Consider the following 18,560-nt stretch of genomic DNA (forward strand, 5'->3'; position numbering starts at 1 on the left):
TCCATGGCAACCGCGCTGATCATCGTCGATGTCCAGAACGACTTCTGCGAGGGCGGCAGCCTCGCCGTGGACGGGGGCGCCGAGGTCGCCGCCGCCATCTCCCGGCACGCGGCCTCGCATGGCTACGACCACGTCGTGGCCACCCGCGACTTCCACGTCGATCCCGGCGGCCACTTCGCCGCGGAGCCCGATTTCGTGACCTCGTGGCCGGCGCACTGCGTGGCCGGGACCCCCGGCGCCGACTTCCACCCCGCCCTCGACACCGGGCGGGTGGAGGAGGTGTTCAGCAAGGGCGCCCGCTCAGCCGCCTACAGCGGTTTCGAGGGGACCTCGGCCGACGGCACCAGGCTGGCCGACTGGCTCGCCGAGCGCCACGTCCACGCGGTGGACGTGGTCGGCATCGCCACCGACCACTGCGTGCGCGCCACGGCGCTGGACGCCGTCGAGAACGGTCTGGCCGTGCACGTGCCGCTGGGCCTCACCGCCGGGGTCGCCCGCCAGACCACCGAGGCCGCCCTGGCCGAGCTCGACTCGGCCGGAGTGGTCCTCACCGGCGCCCCGGTGGTCCACACGCCCTGACCCGCCCTCAGGCGGCCGGCATCCCCAGGAAGTCGATGATCCGGTCGATCTTCCCGTCCATCCTGCGGAAGTCCGTCTTGAGCCCGGCCACGTCTGCCTTGAGTCCTGCGACGTCGTGCTTGAGCCCGGCCACGTCCTGCTTGAGTCCTGCGACGTCGTGCTTGAGGTCGGCCACGTCCGTCTTCAGGACCGCCACGTCCGTCTTCAGGACCGCCACGTCCGTCTTCAGGACCGCCACGTCCGTCTTCAGGACCTCCACATCCTGCTTGACCTCGGCCAGGTCCTCCTTGGTGGCGAACCGCTCCAGGTCCTTCTTCGTGGCGAACCGCTCCAGGTCCTCCTTGGTGGCGAACCGCTCCAGGTCCTTCTTCGTGGCGAACCGCTCCAGGTCCTCCTTGGTGGCGAACCGCTCCAGGTCCTTCTTCGTGGCGAAGTCGTCCATCCTCACCATGAGCTGCTCGAACATGGGCGCCGTGTACTCCCTGATCTCGGCTCGGAGGGCTTTCTGCAGCTGCAGCATGTGCATGTTTCCTTCTGGGGGAAGCGTAGTGGCCACCAGGGGAGGGGGTGTGGCGACGAGGACGAGGACACGCTATCGGAATCCTCACGCTTCGGATGCGGACGATCACCGATCGGCAAGGAAGCGGTAAACACCTCCATCACCTGTTGCGACAGGAGTATGACGGAGAGTTGAAATCCTCATACCTCGCGGTGGTGACCACATGTTCGTGCTCGGTGTCTCGTGGCTGCTCCTGGCCCCCGTGTGCCTATGGCTGCTGCTCCGCGGCCGGGCCTGGGCGCGGGTGACCGCCGTTCTGGCACTCGCCGCGCTGGAGGCGGCCACCCTCTGGCTCGACGCGGGGATCCCGTCCCGGGCGCCGGCCGCCCGGCCCTCGGCTCTGCGGCCCGCGGTGCCCGAGGTCTCCGGGCCCGCGGTGCCCGAGGTCTCCCGGCCCGCCTCCACGTCCTCTCCGTCCCCTCGGCCCGCCGCGACCGCGTCCCCCCGGCCCATGGCGCCGGCCCCCACCCGGCCGGGAAACGTGATCGCGCACCCGGCGGTCTGCTCCGCCTCCCCCCTGGTGCCCGAAGAGGCCCGGCTGATCACGCGCCGGGGCGCGCTCCGCGCGGTGGCGCTCTCCTGGGCGGCTCCGGCGGGCGGATGCGACACCGCGACCGTCGTCGTGCGCCGCCGCGGCGGCACGCTCCGGGTGTGGCTGCACGGGGGCACGGCGGTGCCGGACCATCCCGCCGGCGCCCGCACGCTCCCGGTGAGCGTCACCGGCGGTACGGCCTCCATGCAGGTCCGCCTCGTCCCGCCGCTGCCCGGCAGGCCGGGTCTCACCGCGGTCGACGGCCGCACCGGCCGGCCGATCGCCCTGCGCTGACCCGCGCGGGTGCCGGACGGTCGCGCCGCGCCGGCCGGCATCGCGGGCCCCGGGCGGCCGCCCCGTGCGTCGGACGGTCGCCGGCGCGGTCTAGCGCGACCGCTGGGTGGCCCACTGGCGGATCTTGTCGATCCGTGCCTGGACCTGCTCGGCGGTCGCCTGGGCGATGGCCGGGCCACCGCAGGCACGCCGGAGTTCGGCGTGGATGACCCCGTGGGGCTGCCCGGTGCGGTGGTTCCACGCGCCGACCAGGCCGTTGAGCTCCTTGCGGAGGTTGGCGATCAGCTCGTGCGGGGCGAGCTGCGGCTCCTTCGGCTCGGGCCTGCTCCGGCCGGTCTTGAGCTGCTCCGACTGACGCTTGCTGAGCAGAGTCCGCACCTGGTCGGGCTCCAGCAGGCCGGGCAGCCCGAGGAAGTCCTCCTCCTCGGGTGAGCCGGGTTCGGCGGCCGTGCCGAACTCGCCGCCGTCGAAGAGCACCCGGTCGAAGGTGGCGACCGCCTCCAGGGTCTCGAACGGCAGTTCGTCGCCCAGGACGTCGGGATTGTCCTTCTTGCGGTTGGCGTCCTCGACGAGGAAGTCGTCGAGCCCCTCCTCCGGCAGCTTGCGGTCGAGCACGTGGTCGCGCTCGGCCTCCATCTCCCCGGCCAGGCCCATCAGGGTCGGCACCGAGGGGAGGAACACCGAGGCCGTCTCGCCGCGTTTGCGGGCCCGGACGAAGCGGCCGACGGCCTGGGCGAAGAACAGCGGCGTCGAGGTGCTGGTGGCGTAGACGCCGACGGCCAGGCGCGGGATGTCGACGCCCTCGGAGACCATGCGGACCGCCACCAGCCAGCGGTCCTTCGACGCCGAGAACTGCTTGATCTTCTTGGACGCCTCGGGGTCGTCGGAGAGCACGACCGTGGCGCCCTCGCCGGTGATGGCGCGGATGTGCCGGGCGTAGGCGCGGGCCGTCTCGTGGTCGGTGGCGATCACCAGGCCGCCCGCGTCGGGCACGCCCCGGCGGACCTCGGTCAGCCGCCGGTCGGCGGCCTGGAGGACCTGCCGGATCCAGTCGCCCTTCGGGTCGAGCGCCGCCTTCCACGCCTGGCCGAGCTGGTCCTTGGTGAGGGGGGTGCCGAGCGTCGCGGCGATCTCGTCGCCCGCGCGGGTCCGCCAGCGCATCTCGCCGGCGTAGGCGAGGAAGATGACCGGCCGGACGACGCCGTCGGCGAGTGCCGGGCCGTACCCGTAGGAGTAGTCGGAGACGCTCCGCCGCACGCCCTCGCCGTCCTCGGCGTAGGTGACGAACGGGATCGGGTTCACGTCGGACCGAAAGGGGGTGCCGGTCAGGGCCAGGCGCCGGGCGGCGGGCTCGAAGGCCTCGCGCACGCCGTCGCCCCAGGACTTGGCGTCGCCCGCGTGGTGGATCTCGTCGAAGATGACGAGCGTCTTGCGCGCCTCGGTCCGAGCGCGGTGCAGGGCCGGGTGCATCGAGACCTGGGCGTAGGTGACGGCCACCCCGGTGTAGTCACGGGAGGTCGCGCCCTGGCTGTTCTTGAACTCGGGGTCGATGGCGATGCCGACCCGGCCGGCCGCGTCGGCCCACTGCTGCTTGAGGTGCTCGGTGGGGGTGACGATCGTCACCGCCCGGACGATCCCCCGCGACAGCAGGTCGCTGGCGATGCGCAGTGCGAAGGTCGTCTTGCCCGCGCCCGGCGTGGCGACCGCGAGGAAGTCGCGCGGCTCGCGCCTGAGGTAGAGGTCGAAGGCCTCCTGCTGCCAGGCGCGGAGCTTCGGCGCGGTGCCCCAGGCTGCCCTCTCGGGGTAGGAGGGAGGCAGGTGGGAGGCGGCGAAAGTGCTCATGCGCCCCTCCTCGCCTGACGGCCGGTCGGGGCGTCGACGGGCCTGCCGTGTCTGATGGTCCGCTCGCTTGGCTCACTCACAATCTCAACAGACTAATCTGCGTCACCGGCCGGGCGCGCCGATCGGCCCCGATCCGCGCGGACACGCCGGGAATCCCCCTCCCGTCCGGCGGGGCCCGGAGCGCTCCCCCGCGGTCGTCCTCCCGCCGCGCCGCGGCCGGGCCGGCCGGGCTCAGCGGACCCCGGCGAGCACGGCGTCGATCTCGGCACGCGTCCGGGGGCCGTCCGGCTTGGCGACCGCCAGCACGACCACGGGAGGCCGGCCCGCGCTCGCCGTGAGGAACACCACACGCAGGTAGGCGGGACGGTTCACCACGTCGCGGTACTCGGCCCGGAGGGTCCGGCTGTGCCCGGTCCGCCCGCCCACGGTGACCGCCCGGTCGTCCTCGACCTTCACCTCGTCACCGTGGAGCAGGAGCCTGCCGTACAGGTCGGCGAGGGTGACCGCGGCCTCACGGGCGTCGGTGACCCGGCCGCCCGGCCGGACCAGCACCGTCGCCGTCCGGCCGTCTCCGGCCGCCGAGGTGAACCCGGTGACCGGGGGCGCCGTTCCGGTCCGCCACCCCTCGGGCAGCGGGTAGCCGACACCCGCGGCCCGGTCCGTCACCCGGGCGGGCTCCGGGGCGGGCAGCGCCCGGAGCACCGCCGCCACGACGCCCGCGGTGATCACGGCGCAGGCCGCCAGCGCGAGGAGGCCGGGCAGGAGGCGTCGCAGGCGGCGCGGGATCCGGGGGCCGGACGGCGTCGCGGGCATGCCGTACCGGCGGGCCGAGGGCGGCAGGTCCTGGTCCTCGCCGTCCGGGCCGGGCGGTCCCGCGCTGCCGGGCCGGCCGGGGCTCCACCCGCTCTGCCGGGGCGGCCGCGACTGGCCGGGCCGCAGAGCCTCCAGGTCGGGCGGTGCGGGGGGCACGGGCGGCGCGCCCCTGTCCACCGGGGCCCCGTACGGCCGTGCCCGGCGGGGGTCGCGGGCCCGCCGCGGGGGTTCCTCCGGCGGCCACGCCCGGTGGGGGGGTTCGCCCACGCCTCCTCCTCCCGGTGGTCCCGGCCTTCCGTCCTACCATGCCTCGCCCGCCGCGGTCCGGCCATAGGCGATCTCCGATATGGGACGGGCCGGCCCGGTCAGGGGAGGTCGCGCATGCGGCCGGCGACGGCCGTGCCGAGCACCCCGATGGCCGCCGTCATGGCGATGATCGCGGTGTAGCCGGTGGCGATGTCGTCGTGGCCGATCAGGTTCACCAGCACGCCGCCGAACCCGATGGTGAGCGCGCCGCCCAGGGTGTCGACGACCTGGAGCGCGGCGGAGTTGGCGCCCTGCTCGTCGTCGGGCGACTGGCGCATGGTGGTGATGCTCACGCTGGTGGTGCCGATGCCCATGCCGAACCCGGCGACCATCCAGGCGGGCGCCATGATCCATCCGGTCATGCCGGGGACGAGGGCGAGCGTCGTCAGCAGGATGCCCGCGGTGACCGCCGTGGCGCCGAGCCGTACCAGGGTGGGCCGGTCGAACTCGCGCCGGGTCTGCAGGTAGGAGCCGCCGCTCCAGCCCAGGGCGCCGATGGTGAGCGCGACCCCGGCCTGGGTGGTGGTGAAGCCGAACTCCTCCTTGAGCACCAGCGGGATGAAGGCGTTGACCCCGAAGAAGGCCGAGGCGAGGACGCCGCGCATCATCACCGTGGTCGGCAGTCCCCGGCCGAACCGCAGCGCCTTCGGGGGCAGCAGCCGGGGCAGCCCCGCGGCGAGCAGGACCAGTCCCGCGGCGGTGGCGGCCCCGCCGGGCAGCGGGGCGGTGTCCAGCCGCTCCACCCCGTAGAGCAGTGTGCCGCCGCCGGCGGCCGTCGCCAGCGCCGCGAGGGTCATCCGCAGCGGCCGGGAGCGGGGTCCGGTGCCCGGCTGCGGGGTGTCGCCGTCGCCGCCGCGCAGCGCGGGCAGCAGCATCACCAGGGCCGGGACCACCAGCGGGACGATCCCGTAGAAGACCCAGCGCCAGCCGACGGTGTCGGCGATGAGCCCGCCGAGACCGGGCCCGACCAGCGCGGGCAGCACCCAGGCCGACGAGAGCCCGGCGAAGACCCTGGGCCGGGCCTCCGGCGGGTAGACCCGCACGATCATGACGTAGATCGCGACGATGACCGCGCCGCCGCCCAGCCCCTGGACCGCGCGGGCCGCGATGAAGATCTCCTTCGACCCGGCGGCGCCCGCCATCACCATGCCGGTCACGAACAGGGCCACGCCGAGCAGGAACGGTACGGCGTGGCCGCGCCGGTCGGACCAGAGCCCGGCGGCCACGTTGGCGAACAGCCCGGCGATGAGGAACGCCGAGAAGCTCATGCCGTACAGGTCGAGCGCGTCGAGGTCCTTCGAGACGTCGGGCATGACCGCGCCGATGGACATGCCCTCGAAGGCGATCAGGGTGACGACGAGCAGGATGCCGAGGGTCGCGGTCCGGTAGCGCGGGCCGAAGATCCGGGGAGGGGCGTACGGAGTGTCGAGAGTCTTCGGTGCTGTCACCTGTCAAGGTTAATGTCCGGGCCCGTCGCCCGGTACAGCCTCCACGCCTCCCTCATCCTGAGCCCCTGTCCCGCGGTGAACTGGGACATGCAGGTGTCGTAGGAGTAGTCCATGAAGTTGTGGACCGCGTCGGGCCCGTCTCCGGGGCAGGTGTCCTTGCCCGCCGGACAGCCCTCGGTCGCCGCCGCCTGGGGCGGGGTGTCGGCCACCCCGTCGCCCGGCGTCTGGCAGCCGTTCTCGAAGGTGTGCAGCAGCCCGAGCCAGTGGCCGATCTCGTGGACCGCGGTGAACCCCCGGTCGAAGTTGCGCAGCGTCCCGCCGGGCAGGCTGCGCCAGTCGACGACGACGCCGTCCGCGCGGGGCTCGTTCATGTACCAGTAGGGGTAGGTGGAGTAGCCGAGCACCAGCCGGCTGAGCTGCGCGACGTAGAGGTTGAGGGTCTCCGCGCCGCCCCTGCGCAGCCGCTTCACCGAGTCCTCGTGGGCGATCGGGTTGGTGAACCAGGCCGGGTTGTTCGTCCTGGTGATCCCGGCGAGCCGGAACCTGATGCCGGTGTCGGCCCCGCCGAGCCGGCCGCCGTAGGCGGCGTTCAGCGTGGCGATCTGGCTGCGCACCGCGCTGTCGGACGCGCCCGACCGGCCGCTGGTGATCACGTGCACCCAGACGGGCACCGTGACCGTCTCCGCGGGCGCGCGGCGCTGCGCCGGCCGGTGCCGGTCCAGGTCGGCGAGCATCTCGGCGACCTGCTCCGGACCGGGAGCGTGCGGTTCGATCCCCCGGCCCGGGACGTCGGGGGCCGCCGGGCCCGCCGGAGCAGTCCGGGCCGCCGGGTGCGCGGTCCGCGCGCCGGTCTCGCATCCGTCCGGTACCGCCGCGGGCGCGAGGCGCGACGGTGGCGGGGCGGAGGCGGGAACGGCGCCCGCCGTCAACAGGCATGCCGAAACGACGGCGATCGCACGCGCAACCATGCACTCCCCCGATGAGTGGTCTGACCTGGCCGGATGGTCTCCAGTGCCATCCTGACCGTAACCTCATCGGGAGCGATCGACCGGGAGTGACACTCACTCCTTGCCGCTGTCGTCCTCCCCCTTCGGCAGCCCTTCGTAGATCTCCTTGCACTCGGGACAGACCGGGAACTTCTGGGGATCGCGGTTCGGCACCCAGACCTTGCCGCAGAGCGCGCGCACCGGGGTCCCGGTGACCGCGCTCTCCATGATCTTGTTCTTCTCGACGTAGTGGGCGAACCGCTCGTGGTCGCCGTCGCCGTGCGACAGGTTCGGCCGGACGTCGCTCTCAGGAAGGATCTTCGTGCTCACCCTGTCGATTTTATGTCCCCCTTCCGGCGGGTCCCGCGCCGATCCGGGTTCCGCAACCCGTCCGCCACCTCCGGGCAACGGATACGGCCCCCGTCCCGGGACGGATCCGGGGGCGGGGGCCGTACGGCGGGCGGGGCGGTCAGCCCAGGTGGACCGGGGCGCCCTCGGTCTTGCGGCCGGCCTTGACCAGCAGCGCGAGCAGGGCCGCGAGCACCGCGACGCCCGTGCTGACCTGGAAGCCGAGGTGCATGCCGTCCAGGAAGGACGAGTTCACCACACCGGTGATCGCCTGGACCACCGGCTCGGGCGCGCCGGGGGGCGCACCGGCCTCGGCGAAGGACGCGCCCTGCTTGACGAGCTCCATCTGCTCCGGGGGGAGCGGCTGGAGGCATGACCGGCGAGCAGCACGAACGGGATCGCGCTGGCCACGTAGCCGTCCTCCAGGCCCAGGCGGGACAGGAGGAACATCGCGGAGGCGGTGATCAGCATGCCCACCGCGATCGGGACCTTCGGGCCGAACCTGCTGATCGCCGAGCCCGCCAGCGGAGAGGCGCCGAGCACCGCGGCCCCGGCGAGGAACGCGAGCGTGCGGGTGTCGCCCCAGCCGTCCTCCGGAGCCTTGATGATCGCCCAGATCAGGCAGAACATGGCGCCGGAGAGCAGCACGACGCCGAGCCAGCCGACCCTGGACAGGGAGTCGGCCCGGCTCTCCCTGATGACGAGCAGGCCGACGACCAGCGCGATGATCCCGACCGGGACGTTGATGAAGAAGACCGACTGCCAGTTGACGTTCTCCACCAGCAGGCCGCCGACGATGGGGCCGGCCGCGCTGGACAGGCCGATCGTGGCGCCCTAGACGCCGATCGCCATGTTGAGCTTCCCGGCCGGGAAGGCCGCGCGGAGCAGGGCGAGGACGTCGCGCTCTCCCTTCCCGTCGACGGGCATGAGGTGATGCTGAGGGAACTGGCCGCGCGCCCCGCCGGGGAACCGCCGTTCACCGCGCTCGGCCACGCCATGCGCGCCGTCGTCGCCGAACTGAGGGAGGGGGAGCCCGCCGACGTCCACCTCCCCCACTTCGTGGTCACCCTGTTCACCACCGTGGCACGGGTCGGCCTCGAGCACTGCACGGCCCGGAGCGCCGATGACCTGAGCGCCCTCACCGAACGCCTGGAGCAGATACTCGCCCTGGCCGAGCGCTCCCTGCGCCCCGGCTGGGACCGCCCCTCGCGGCAGGCCCCGTCACCGGCCTGAGCGGCGCGCCCGGCCGAGGCCGGCGAAGGACCGCGGCGGGGGCACCGGGGAGCCGGTCGAGGCCGGCGGCGGCCGTCCGGCCGGGCCGCTCCGCAGGTCGGTTCATCGAGGGACCGCCGGGACAGGCCACCGCGCGGCCCTGCAGGTCAGTGCAGGTCAGTTCATCGACGGGTCGTCGGGACAGGTCGCCACGTAGGCCAGCTCGCCGCGCTGGCGGCGCAGGACCGCGCGCCACAGCATCTCGGGGGCCGCGTGGAAGGTGTCGCCGGGTTCCGCGTCCACGACGTACCACGCGCCCTCGCCGATCTCGGCCTCCAGCTGTCCGCCGGTCCACCCGGCGTAACCGGCGAAGATCCGCATCTGGGCGATCTCCCCCGCGAGGATCTCCGGCGGGGCGTCGAGGTCGACGGTGCCCAGCCGCGACACCGCGGCGGCTCCCGTGTGCAGCCTCCGCCAGCCCAGCGGCTCCTGCCCGCTCGGGACCGCGGCCAGCGCCAGCGCGCTGTCGGTCTGCACCGGCCCGCCCTGGAACAGCACGGGCGGGCCGGTGACCAGGGCGTCCCAGCTGGGCAGCACCTGCGTCACCGAGACGTCGCTCGGGCGGTTGAGCACCACCCCGAGAGTGCCCCCGTCGATGTCGTGTTCCAGGATCAGGACCACGGAACGCCGGAAGTTGGGATCCTCCAGCTGAGGTGTCGCCACCAGCAGCCCGCCGACATAGATCGCCTCCGCCATCAAGCCCTCCTGAGGGGACTGTCGACTTCAGGCGACGGGGGAATCGGGAGCGGGAGGGCCGCCCAGACCTGAGCGTGCAGTGACCTGGCTGGTCTGCACATCGGAGATCTCCGTTCGTCGTGCGGTAGAGGTGCGGCATTGGCATAGTGATCGGGTGACTCGTCAGGCGCGTACCTCCCCCGGCGCGGCGTACGACCTCGAATGCCACGTCGTGTGGTGCCCGAAGGACCGCCGCTCGGTCCTCGGCGGGCAGGTGAAGGCCCACCCGGAGGAGTTGATCCGCGCCGAGGCGAGCGAGCACGGCCGGCCGATCGCGACGCCTGCCGAGACGGCGCAGCGCTACATCGCGCAGGACGAGCGCGTCCCCCAGTGCGGTGGCCGTGCGTAGGTCCTACAAGTTCCTGCTGCGCCCCACCAGCAGGCAGGCCGCCGCGCTCGCGGCGTGCCTGGAGGATCACCGGCAGCTCTACAACGCCGCCTTGGAGCACCGGCGCACCGCCTACCGCAAGGCGAAAGTGAGCGTCGGCTACGGCGACCAGTCGGCGGAGCTGAAAGAGATCCGTCGAGCAGACCCGGACGGTCAGGGCCGGTGGTCCGCCGGATCCCAGCAGCAGACGCTGCGTCGTCTGGACAAGGCGTTCAAAGCGTTCTTCGCTCGCGTCACGGCCGGACGCACGCCGGGGTTCCCGCGGTTCAAGGGCAAGGGCCGCTTCGACACGGTCGAGTGGCCCGCGCTGAAGAACGGCGCGACGTGGGATTCGGTACCGCACGAGACACAGACGCGTGTCCACCTGCTCGGCATCGGGCACGTGCGGGTCCACCGGCACCGCCCGGTCAAGGGCCGGGTGAAGACGGTCAGCGTGAAGCGGGAGGGTTGCCGCTGGTACGTGGTGCTGTCGTGCGACGACGTACCGGCCGAGCCGCTGCCCGCCGCGGGCGCGGAGGTCGGCATCGACCTGGGCGTGGCCTCGCTGGTGACCACGAGCGGCGGCGAGCACGTCGTCAACCCGCGTCACCTGGCCGCGTCCGCCGAACGCCTGGCGGCGGCTCAGCGGGATCTGGCCCGCAAGCAGCGCGGCTCCAGGCGCCGCCGCGAGGCCGTGGCCCGGGTCGCGGCGCTGCACGCCCAGGTGCGCAGGCAGCGTCTCGACGGCGCGCACAAGGCTGCTTCGGCGCTGGTCCGCGCCTATGACGTCATCGTGCACGAGGCGCTGAAGGTCGCGAACATGACCCGTAGCGCGTCCGGCACGATCGACGCACCCGGCCTCAACGTCGCGGCCAAATCCGGGCTGAACCGTTCGATTCTCGACGCGGGTTGGGGGGTGTTCCTGACGATCCTCGCGTACAAGGCTGAAAGCGCCGGTCGAGAGCTGATCGCGGTGAACCCCGCCGGCACCTCCCGCACGTGCGCCGAATGCAGGCATGTGGCGAAGGAGAACCGCCTCACCCAGGCCGCGTTCCGGTGCACGGCGTGCGGGCATGCCGCGCACGCCGACGTGAACGCGGCGATCAACATCCTCAGGGCAGGGCTTGCCCTTCGTGAGGCTGCGGAAGCGGCTTAGCGAGAAGCCGCTCCCTTCAGGGAGCGGAGGAGTCACACACCCATCATGATGGCTGGACGCGGATCGTGCCGCCTTACCCCCCGCCTTGCCCCGCCGTGGCCCGGAATCGGCTCCGGTCCCGCCCGCCGTACGGCTCGGCCGGCGCGATCGGTACGGCCCGGCGTGGCAGGGCGGGTCCGGAGGCGCCGGGAGGGGGCTACGCCTCGGTCATGCCCGTGCGCGCCCGGCCGCCGGCCGACTCGCGCACCGCCGCCGCGACCGTGCCCGCCACGTCCGGGTGGAAGACGCTGGGGATGATGTAGTTGGGGCCGAGCTCCTCGTCGGTGACCACCGCGGCCAGTGCCCGGGCGGCGGCCAGCAGCATCTCCTCGGTCACCACGCTGGCCTGCGCGTCGAGCAGGCCGCGGAAGACGCCGGGGAAGGCCAGCACGTTGTTGATCTGGTTGGGGTAGTCCGACCGGCCGGTGGCGACCACGGCGGCGTGCTCGCGGGCGTCGTCGGGCGAGACCTCGGGCTCGGGGTTGGCCAGGGCGAAGACCACGGCGTCCTCGGCCATCGTGGCGATGTCGTCGCCGTTGAGGATGCCGGGGGCCGACACGCCGACGAACACGTCCGCGCCCTTGACCGCGCCGCGCAGGTCGCCGGAGTAGCCCTCGGCGTTGGTGTGCTCGGCGATCCAGCGGAGCGAGTCGTCCAGGTCGTCGCGTCCCAGGTGCACGGCGCCCAGGTAGTCGCAGACGACCACGTCGCGGACTCCGGCCGCGAGCAGCAGGCGGAGCACGGCCGTGCCTGCGGCGCCGGCGCCGGCGAGGGTGACGCGGACCCCGCTCAGCTCCTTGCCGACCACGCGCAGCGCGTTGGTCAGCGCGGCCAGCACGCAGATCGCGGTGCCGTGCTGGTCGTCGTGGAAGACCGGGATGTCCAGCAGGTCGCGCAGCCGCCGCTCCACCTCGAAGCAGCGCGGCGCCGAGATGTCCTCCAGGTTGATGCCGCCGAAGCCGGGGGCGATGGCGCGGACGATCTGGACGATCTCGTCGACGTCCTGGGTGTCCAGGCAGATCGGCCAGGCGTCGATGCCCGCGAACCGCTTGAACAGCGCGGCCTTGCCCTCCATGACGGGGAGCGCGGCGGCCGGGCCGATGTTGCCCAGGCCGAGCACGGCCGAGCCGTCGGTGACCACCGCGACGCTGTTGCGCTTGATGGTCAGGCGGCGGGCGTCCTCGGGGTTGCGGGCGATCGCCATGGAGACCCGGGCGACGCCGGGCGTGTAGGCCATGGAGAGCTCGTCACGGGTGCGCAGCGGCACCTTGGACTGCATCTCGATCTTGCCGCCGAGGTGCATGAGGAAGGTCCGGTCGGAGACCTTGTGCAGGACGACGCCCTCGACGGCGTCGAGCTGGTCCACGATCGCCTGCGCGTGGTCGGTGTCGCGGGCGGCGCAGGTGACGTCGATGCGCAGGGTCTCGTGCCCGGCGGTGGTCACGTCGAGCGCGGTGACCACGCCCCCGGCGGACTCCACGGCGTGGGTGAGCTGGCTGACGGCCTTGCCGCCGGCGGGCACCTCGAGGCGCACGGTGATGGAGTACGACACACTCGGCACGGTGGCCACGGTCAATCCGCTCCTTCGCGACAAGCCCGGTTCGGGATGCCTCCATCGTGCCACCAACGGACGGGTGTCCGTGCCGCGGACCGCCTGCCGGGGTCCGCGGGCACGGTCACGATCGGGTGTACGCGGGCTTCCGGGCGCGGCTCAGAACAGCGCGGAGGCGAGGTTCCTGCGGGCCTTGACGACGGACGGGTCGTCGCCGGGGAGCGTCTCGAACAGGCCGAGCAGGTGCACCCTGGCCTTGTCGCGGTCGTCGCCGGAGGTCCGGCGGACGACCCCGACGAGGCGGTCGAAGGCGGCGTCCACCTCACCGGAGAGCATCTCGAAGTCGGCGGCCAGGAGCTGGGCCGCGACGTCGGCGGGGTCGGCCAGGCGGCGCTCCACGTCGGCCGGGTCGACGCCGGTGGTCCGGCGGATCAGGCCCAGCCCGGCCAGTCCCAGCTTGGCGTCCTCGTTGTTCGGGGAGCGGGCCAGCAGCCGCTCGTAGGCCGCCGTCGCCCCGTCGAGGTCGCCGGCGTCGATGGCCTGCTCCGCCGCGAGGACGTCCGGGTCCACGGGGGGCTCCTGGGAGGCGGGCTCGCCCTCCTGCCCCTCGGCGGGCGGCGGGAGGTACTGCGCGAGGGCCTCCATGAGCTGGGTGAGCCAGTCGCGCAGCTGCGGCTCGGTGGCGATGCCCGGGACGACGGCCACCGGCTGCCCCTGGAAGATGGCGTACAGGGCGGGCACGTTCTGCACCCGGAGCGCCTGCGCGATCTGCCTGCTGACCTCGACGTCCACCCGGGCCAGCACCCACCGGCCGGCGTTCTCCGCGGCCAGCTTCTCCAGCAGGAGGCTGTAGTCCCTGGCCTGCTCGGCCCGGGTGACGGTGAGCTCCAGCAGCACCAGGCTGTTCATGGAGCGTTCGACGACCTCCGTCGCGAAGCTGGCGTCGTCGACATCGATGACCTGCGCCGGGACGCCTCCGGTCTGCTGCGCGGTGGTCTCCCTGCGCGCCTGCGCCTCCAGCGCCTGCTTGCGCGCGCCGAGGTCGACGGCACCGTAGAGCGATCCGGGTCGAGGAGTGAAATCCGCTGGGCTCATACCTCCAATCCTGCCGCATCAGGAGGGCCCGGCCGTACTCCGCGCGGCCGGAGAGCGCCCGGAGTCGGCCGGAGGCGCCGTCAGAAGCGCGCGGGCTCGGTGTAGACCCCCCACACCCCGCGCAGGGCGTCGCAGATCTCACCGAGGGTGGCCTCGGCGCGGACGGCGTCGAGCATGGCCGGGATCATGTTGCCCTCGCCCTCGGCGGCCCGGACCATCGCGGCCAGCGCGGCGTCGGCGGCGCCCTGGTCGCGGGCGGCGCGGCGGGCGGCCAGGACCCGGTTCTGCTCCCGCTCGACCTCGTGGCTGACCCGCAGGATCTCCAGTGGCTCCTCGGCGGAGGCCGTGTGGCAGTTCACCCCGACGATCCGCTTCTCGCCCTTCTCCAGCTTGCGCTGGTAGTCGAAGGCGGCCTCGGCGATCTCCGACATGAACCAGCCGTCCTCGATGCCGCGCAGGATGCCCGAGGTCATCGAGCCGTCGGAGCCCATGTCCCGGATCTTCGCGAAGATCGCCTCGGCCTCGGCCTCGATGCGGTCGGTGAGCGCCTCGACGTACCAGGATCCGCCGAGCGGGTCGGCGACGTTGACGACCTCGGTCTCCTCCATGATCACCTGCTGGGTGCGCAGCGCGATCTCGGCGGCCTTCTGCGTGGGCAGCGCCAGCACCTCGTCCAGCGCGTTGGTGTGCAGCGAGTTGGTGCCGCCGAGCACGGCCGCGAGCGCCTCGACCGCGGTGCGGACCACGTTGTTGTACGGCTGCTGCGCGGTCAGCGAGACCCCTGCCGTCTGGGTGTGGAAGCGCAGCCACTGGGCCTTGTCGGTCCTGGCCCCGTAGACGTCGCGCAGCCAGCGGGCCCAGATCCGCCGGGCGGCCCGGAACTTGGCGATCTCCTCGAAGAAGTCGATGTGCGCGTCGAAGAAGAACGACAGGCCGGGGGCGAAGACGTCGATGTCGAGGCCGCGGGACAGGCCGAGCTCCACGTAGCCGAAGCCGTCGGCCAGCGTGAACGCCAGCTCCTGCGCGGCCGTGGAGCCCGCCTCGCGGATGTGGTAGCCGGAGACGCTGAGCGGCTTGTAGGCCGGGATCTCCGCGGCGCAGAACTCCATCAGGTCGCCGATCAGCCGCAGGTGCGGCTCGGGGGCGAACAGCCACTCCTTCTGCGCGATGTACTCCTTGAAGATGTCGGTCTGCAGCGTGCCGTTGAGCCTGCCGACCGGCACCCCCTGCCGCTCGGCCGCGACGACGTACATGCAGAAGATCGGCACGGCGGGACCGCTGATCGTCATGGAGGTCGTGATGTCGCCCAGCGGGATGCCGTCGAACAGCAGCTCCATGTCCTGGGCGGAGTCGATCGCCACGCCGCAGTGGCCGACCTCGCCGAGCGAGCGCGGGTCGTCGGAGTCGCGGCCCATGAGCGTCGGCATGTCGAAGGCCACGCTCAGCCCGCCGCCGCCGGCCCCCAGGATCATCTTGTAGCGCTCGTTGGTCTGCCTGGCGTTGCCGAATCCGGCGAACTGCCGGATGGTCCACGTCTTGCCGCGGTAGCCGGTGGCGTGCAGCCCCCGGGTGAAGGGGTACTCCCCGGGCCAGCCGATGCGCTCGAAGCGCGGGTCGTCCCCGGGCGGGCCGTAGACCGGCTCCACCTCCATGCCGGAGAGCGTCCGGAACTCCGACTCGCGCCTGGCGGCCCGGTCGAACCGCGCCTGCCAGCGCGCCCTGCCCGCCTCGATCTCCTCGGCGTTCATGCCCCACCTCTTCCGTCCGGCTCGTGGCCCCGGCCCCTCCTCCTGCGGTCCGCGCCCGCCTGTGGGCGGCCGGATCCCGGAAGGGGCCCTACGGAAAATACTAGGACGTCCTAGTATTTGTTCGCCAGGCCGGGAGCGGCACGCCCGGCCTCGCGCCCGACGCCGTGATCGACATCGTGATCGGCGCCGCGCCCGGCGCCCTGATCGGCCGCGAAGTCGCCAGCGGCCACCCTGAGGGTCCTGAGCAGGCCGAACATCTGCTCCAGCTCCGCCTCGCCGTACATCGGCATGGCGAAGTCGGCGCCCATCAGCGCCTCCGTGGCCCGGGCCACGACCTCCCGGCCGTGGTCGGTGATCTCCGCCAGCACCCCGCGGCCGTCCCTGGGGTTGCGCCTGCGCCGGACCAGCCCGGCCCGCTCCAGCCGGTCCACGGTGTTGGTGACGCTCGTCGGGTGCACCATCAGCCGCTCGCCGATCCGCGACAGCGGCAGCGCCCCGGCCCTGCTGAAGGTGAGCAAAACCAGTGCCTCGTACCGGGCAAAGGTCAAGTCATACGGCTTGAGCAGCGTGTCCAGTTGCGACAGCAGGATCTGGTGCGCTCTCATGATCGAGGTAACCGCGGCCATCGCCGACGACGGCCCGAAGCGGGTGCGCCATGTCTCCGCGGCACGCTCGATGGGGTCGAACGGCAGGTTCAGCTGGTCGGTAGCCACGCAGGCTACGGTAGCGCGGCCTCGTCCCGGTTCGCCCATATACGTAGAGTGATCAGATTGGCGGCTTGGCCAAGAACCCGGACGTGAAACGTCACACTCAGTTATGGTTCCCACATCGAATGGTGAGGCCGCAGCCAAGTGGCGACGGGGACTCAAGTCCGGCCCGCGGGGGAAGCGGGCGGGACCGGACGCCGAGGGGACCGGCTCCGCACATTCACCGCACGGGGGGTGCTTGATGGACGACGATTCGAAGGCGTTCGCACGCCATGCCGGCTGCGGCCCGGACTCCGGTCCGGGCTCCGGCGCGGTGGACGCGGCGGTGGATGCGGCGCGGGCCCGGCCCGCGCCCTCCCGTGCGTGAGCACAGGGGCGTTTCACGCGAGGAACTCCAGCAGAGCGCGTTGGTGGCGGTCGCCGTCCTGCTCGTGCTCGGCGTGGTCGCGGCGTGGAGCGTCCTCATTCCCGGTGTCAGCGCCTGGGAGAACATCATCGTCGCGCTCATCGGCTCCCTGCGGATCACCGGACCGGTCGCCGCCGCGTTCGCCGCCTGGGTGGCGGTGCGCAGGCGGCGCGCGACCGGCGGCAGGGCTCTGACGACGTGGCAGGCGGTGCGCGCCCCGCTGGCGATCCTGGTGGTCGTCGTGGGCTCCTACACCGCCACGGTGCTGGTCCTGGCGGTCAAGACCATGCTCAGCGAGCAGGCGGGGCGGCTGCTGCCCAGCGGCCTGATCATGGGCGTGTCGGGGCTCGCCCTGTACGTCACCATCGGCTGGGTGACCGGGTGGCTGCTGCCCTGGACGATCACCCCGGCGCTCGCCGGCCTCGGCTGCTACGCCCTGTTCAGCTGGCTGGCCGACGGCTCGACCTGGGCCGACCGGCTCGCCCCCGCCACGCGGGAGCCGTACGACCTCTTCCAGGGGCTGAGCGCGGCGGCCTTCACCGACCAGACCCTCTGGCTGCTGGGCGTCAGCGCCGCGCTCCTGCTGGGCTGGGCCGCCATCGTGACCCGCCAGGCGCTCGTGCTGGCCGCCGCGCTGCTCGCGGTGCTGGCCGCCGGCACCGGCGTCGCCCGCCTGCTCTCCGAACCGAAGCCGATCGCCATCCAGCGGGTGGTCTACAGCTGCCAGGAATGGCCGATCATGGTCTGCGTGCATCCGGGGATGCGCGCCGGGCTGGACGAGCTGGGCTCGGCGTTCGTCAAGATCGCCTCCCGGCTGGCGGGGACGCCGGGCGAGTTCTCCCGGGTCGAGCAGCGCCCGCGGCGCGACGACGCCGTCCTGCCACCGGGCGTGGTCCCCGTCCACGTCGACGACCTGTCGGCCGGGTTCGCCGACCGGGCGGCCGACGAGTTCGTGGAGGGCCTCGCCGAAGAGTGCGAGGGCACGGTGGCGGACGGATACCGCGACATCGTGACGGCCTGGCTGCGCGGCGAACCGCTGCCCGGCGGCCCGCTGCCCGAGCACCAGTACGCCGCCGCCTGGTTCTCCGGCCTGACCGAGGCCCAGCGGCGCGGCTGGCTGCGGCTCTACTACTCCGACTTCACCGGCTGCCGCCTGCAGAGCACCCACTTCGGCGCCCAGGCGGCCCAGAGCGAGCAGACCCGCCGATCGCAGCAGGAGGCGCCGGAGCCCCGGGAGACCGGGAACCGCCAGACCTCCGGCGCGCGGCGGACCGGTGAGCCGAAGGGGCACGGCGGGTCCAGGCGGGAGCGGGCCGGGGAGGAGACCGCAGGCCTCGGGGGGACGGGCCTCGCGGAGGGGACGCCCCGCGCAGGCCAGCTCTACCAGGCGCCCGAGGACGTGCTGTTCGCCCGCCCGGCCGTCTCACCCGCCCCCGAGGAGCCCGCCCCGCCGCACGGACGGCGCGGCCCGGACGGCCCCGCCCCCGGAGACCGCTCCCTCCCCCGCCACGGGGGCCCCGGGGACGGGGAGCCGCGCGGCCGCGGGGACGGCGGGCCCAGGGACCACCACGGCGGCAGATCCCGCCGACCCGCGGGCGGCGGGACCGGGGACCGCCACGGCGGTGAGCCTCGCCCGCGGGCGGACGCCTCCCCGCTCGGGAGCGTCCACGACGCGCTCCGGTGGCGCCTGCGGGACGCGGCCTCCGGGCGCCTGCCGCGGCGGTGACGGGATCCGCGTAGGGTCCAGGTGAGAAAGCGGCCCCCGAGGGAAGGACA

19 protein-coding genes are annotated in these 18,560 nt (G+C 73.2%); 6 read left to right on the forward strand and 13 right to left on the reverse strand.

The window, feature by feature from the left end; translation table 11 throughout:
* Positions 1–3 precede the first annotated feature (3 nt).
* Positions 4–579: an isochorismatase family protein gene (locus IEZ06_RS20390; RefSeq protein WP_189238296.1), complete on the forward strand. Its 576-nt coding sequence runs from the start codon at positions 4–6 to the stop codon at positions 577–579.
* A 7-nt stretch (positions 580–586) separates the two neighbouring features.
* On the opposite strand, the gene IEZ06_RS20395 is transcribed toward IEZ06_RS20390, so the two are convergent.
* Complete coding sequence (locus IEZ06_RS20395) at positions 587–1,099, reverse strand: hypothetical protein (protein WP_189238297.1); 513 nt, start codon at positions 1,097–1,099, stop codon at positions 587–589.
* A gap of 202 nt (positions 1,100–1,301) precedes the next feature.
* Between IEZ06_RS20395 and IEZ06_RS20400 the strand changes: the two genes are divergently transcribed.
* The gene (locus IEZ06_RS20400; protein WP_189238298.1) at positions 1,302–1,964 is read left to right on the forward strand and encodes a hypothetical protein; all 663 of its coding nucleotides are present in this window, start codon (positions 1,302–1,304) and stop codon (positions 1,962–1,964) included.
* A gap of 90 nt (positions 1,965–2,054) precedes the next feature.
* On the opposite strand, the gene IEZ06_RS20405 is transcribed toward IEZ06_RS20400, so the two are convergent.
* The 7 genes from IEZ06_RS20405 to IEZ06_RS20430 form a co-directional block, all read right to left on the reverse strand.
* A complete protein-coding gene (locus IEZ06_RS20405) occupies positions 2,055–3,806 on the reverse strand; it encodes a DEAD/DEAH box helicase (protein WP_189238299.1) in 1,752 nt (583 codons plus the stop codon).
* A 231-nt stretch (positions 3,807–4,037) separates the two neighbouring features.
* The gene (locus tag IEZ06_RS20410) at positions 4,038–4,886 is read right to left on the reverse strand and encodes a hypothetical protein (protein WP_189238300.1); all 849 of its coding nucleotides are present in this window, start codon (positions 4,884–4,886) and stop codon (positions 4,038–4,040) included.
* A gap of 98 nt (positions 4,887–4,984) precedes the next feature.
* On the reverse strand, positions 4,985–6,373 hold the full coding sequence (locus IEZ06_RS20415; protein ID WP_189238301.1) for an MFS transporter: 1,389 nt from the start codon (positions 6,371–6,373) through the stop codon (positions 4,985–4,987).
* Entirely contained in the window at positions 6,370–7,107 is a 738-nt protein-coding gene (locus tag IEZ06_RS20420) for a zinc metalloprotease (protein WP_229798443.1), read from the reverse strand. The genes IEZ06_RS20415 and IEZ06_RS20420 overlap by 4 nt, the downstream gene beginning before the upstream one ends.
* Positions 7,108–7,434: 327 nt before the next feature.
* A complete protein-coding gene (locus IEZ06_RS20425; protein ID WP_068894900.1) occupies positions 7,435–7,689 on the reverse strand; it encodes a DUF3039 domain-containing protein in 255 nt (84 codons plus the stop codon).
* A gap of 139 nt (positions 7,690–7,828) precedes the next feature.
* Positions 7,829–7,963 (reverse strand): hypothetical protein, encoded by a 135-nt coding sequence (locus IEZ06_RS37250; protein ID WP_268245616.1) that lies wholly within the window; start codon positions 7,961–7,963, stop codon positions 7,829–7,831.
* A complete protein-coding gene (locus IEZ06_RS20430; protein ID WP_229798445.1) occupies positions 7,960–8,487 on the reverse strand; it encodes an MFS transporter in 528 nt (175 codons plus the stop codon). The genes IEZ06_RS37250 and IEZ06_RS20430 overlap by 4 nt, the downstream gene beginning before the upstream one ends.
* Before the next feature lie 153 nt (positions 8,488–8,640).
* On the opposite strand from IEZ06_RS20430, the gene IEZ06_RS20435 reads away from it, so the two are divergent.
* Complete coding sequence (locus IEZ06_RS20435) at positions 8,641–8,940, forward strand: hypothetical protein (protein ID WP_189238303.1); 300 nt, start codon at positions 8,641–8,643, stop codon at positions 8,938–8,940.
* Positions 8,941–9,096: 156 nt separating this feature from the next.
* Here the strand turns inward: IEZ06_RS20435 and IEZ06_RS20440 are convergent, their stop codons facing one another.
* Positions 9,097–9,675 (reverse strand): YqgE/AlgH family protein, encoded by a 579-nt coding sequence (locus IEZ06_RS20440; protein ID WP_189238304.1) that lies wholly within the window; start codon positions 9,673–9,675, stop codon positions 9,097–9,099.
* Positions 9,676–9,829: 154 nt separating this feature from the next.
* On the opposite strand from IEZ06_RS20440, the gene IEZ06_RS36490 reads away from it, so the two are divergent.
* Together IEZ06_RS36490 and IEZ06_RS20450 are read left to right on the forward strand one after the other, a co-directional pair.
* Positions 9,830–10,063 carry a transposase gene (locus IEZ06_RS36490; protein WP_229798447.1) on the forward strand — a complete coding sequence of 78 codons (234 nt, stop codon included), beginning with the start codon at positions 9,830–9,832 and terminating at the stop codon, positions 10,061–10,063.
* Positions 10,056–11,237, forward strand: a complete 1,182-nt coding sequence (locus tag IEZ06_RS20450) for an RNA-guided endonuclease InsQ/TnpB family protein (RefSeq protein ID WP_229798449.1) — start codon at positions 10,056–10,058, stop codon at positions 11,235–11,237. Before IEZ06_RS36490 ends, IEZ06_RS20450 begins: the two co-directional genes overlap by 8 nt.
* A 196-nt stretch (positions 11,238–11,433) precedes the next feature.
* Here IEZ06_RS20450 and IEZ06_RS20455 read toward each other — a convergent pair whose 3' ends face one another.
* The 4 genes from IEZ06_RS20455 to IEZ06_RS20470 all read right to left on the reverse strand — a co-directional run bounded on the left by IEZ06_RS20455 (position 11,434) and on the right by IEZ06_RS20470 (position 16,384).
* A complete protein-coding gene (locus tag IEZ06_RS20455) occupies positions 11,434–12,846 on the reverse strand; it encodes an NAD-dependent malic enzyme (protein ID WP_189238306.1) in 1,413 nt (470 codons plus the stop codon).
* A 141-nt stretch (positions 12,847–12,987) separates the two neighbouring features.
* Positions 12,988–13,923: a co-chaperone YbbN gene (locus IEZ06_RS20460; protein WP_189238307.1), complete on the reverse strand. Its 936-nt coding sequence runs from the start codon at positions 13,921–13,923 to the stop codon at positions 12,988–12,990.
* 80 nt (positions 13,924–14,003) lie between these two features.
* Positions 14,004–15,671, reverse strand: a complete 1,668-nt coding sequence (icmA, locus tag IEZ06_RS20465) for a coenzyme B12-dependent isobutyryl-CoA mutase large subunit (RefSeq protein ID WP_189238308.1) — start codon at positions 15,669–15,671, stop codon at positions 14,004–14,006.
* A 110-nt stretch (positions 15,672–15,781) separates the two neighbouring features.
* On the reverse strand, positions 15,782–16,384 hold the full coding sequence (locus IEZ06_RS20470) for a MarR family winged helix-turn-helix transcriptional regulator (RefSeq protein ID WP_373293894.1): 603 nt from the start codon (positions 16,382–16,384) through the stop codon (positions 15,782–15,784).
* A 353-nt stretch (positions 16,385–16,737) separates the two neighbouring features.
* On the opposite strand from IEZ06_RS20470, the gene IEZ06_RS20475 reads away from it, so the two are divergent.
* Positions 16,738–18,510, forward strand: coding sequence for a hypothetical protein (locus tag IEZ06_RS20475; protein ID WP_189238310.1), 1,773 nt, complete (start codon positions 16,738–16,740; stop codon positions 18,508–18,510).
* The last annotated feature ends 50 nt before the right edge of the window (positions 18,511–18,560 follow it).

The organism is Planomonospora antibiotica, from assembly GCF_014647955.1.
Classification (GTDB): Bacteria; Actinomycetota; Actinomycetes; order Streptosporangiales; family Streptosporangiaceae; genus Planomonospora; species Planomonospora parontospora.

What these genes read in the sequence shown, in the direction of transcription:
- IEZ06_RS20400 (WP_189238298.1), top strand. Translation starts at nt 1,302, where the DNA reads ATGTTCGTGCTCGGTGTCTCGTGGCTGCTCCTGGCCCCCGTGTGCCTA.
- IEZ06_RS20395 (WP_189238297.1), bottom strand. Translation starts at nt 1,099, where the DNA reads ATGCTGCAGCTGCAGAAAGCCCTCCGAGCCGAGATCAGGGAGTACACG.
- IEZ06_RS20435 (WP_189238303.1), top strand. Translation starts at nt 8,641, where the DNA reads ATGCTGAGGGAACTGGCCGCGCGCCCCGCCGGGGAACCGCCGTTCACC.
- IEZ06_RS20460 (WP_189238307.1), bottom strand. Translation starts at nt 13,923, where the DNA reads ATGAGCCCAGCGGATTTCACTCCTCGACCCGGATCGCTCTACGGTGCC.
- IEZ06_RS20405 (WP_189238299.1), bottom strand. Translation starts at nt 3,806, where the DNA reads ATGAGCACTTTCGCCGCCTCCCACCTGCCTCCCTCCTACCCCGAGAGG.
- IEZ06_RS20440 (WP_189238304.1), bottom strand. Translation starts at nt 9,675, where the DNA reads ATGGCGGAGGCGATCTATGTCGGCGGGCTGCTGGTGGCGACACCTCAG.
- IEZ06_RS20420 (WP_229798443.1), bottom strand. Translation starts at nt 7,107, where the DNA reads ATGCTCGCCGACCTGGACCGGCACCGGCCGGCGCAGCGCCGCGCGCCC.
- icmA (WP_189238308.1), bottom strand. Translation starts at nt 15,671, where the DNA reads ATGAACGCCGAGGAGATCGAGGCGGGCAGGGCGCGCTGGCAGGCGCGG.
- IEZ06_RS20390 (WP_189238296.1), top strand. Translation starts at nt 4, where the DNA reads ATGGCAACCGCGCTGATCATCGTCGATGTCCAGAACGACTTCTGCGAG.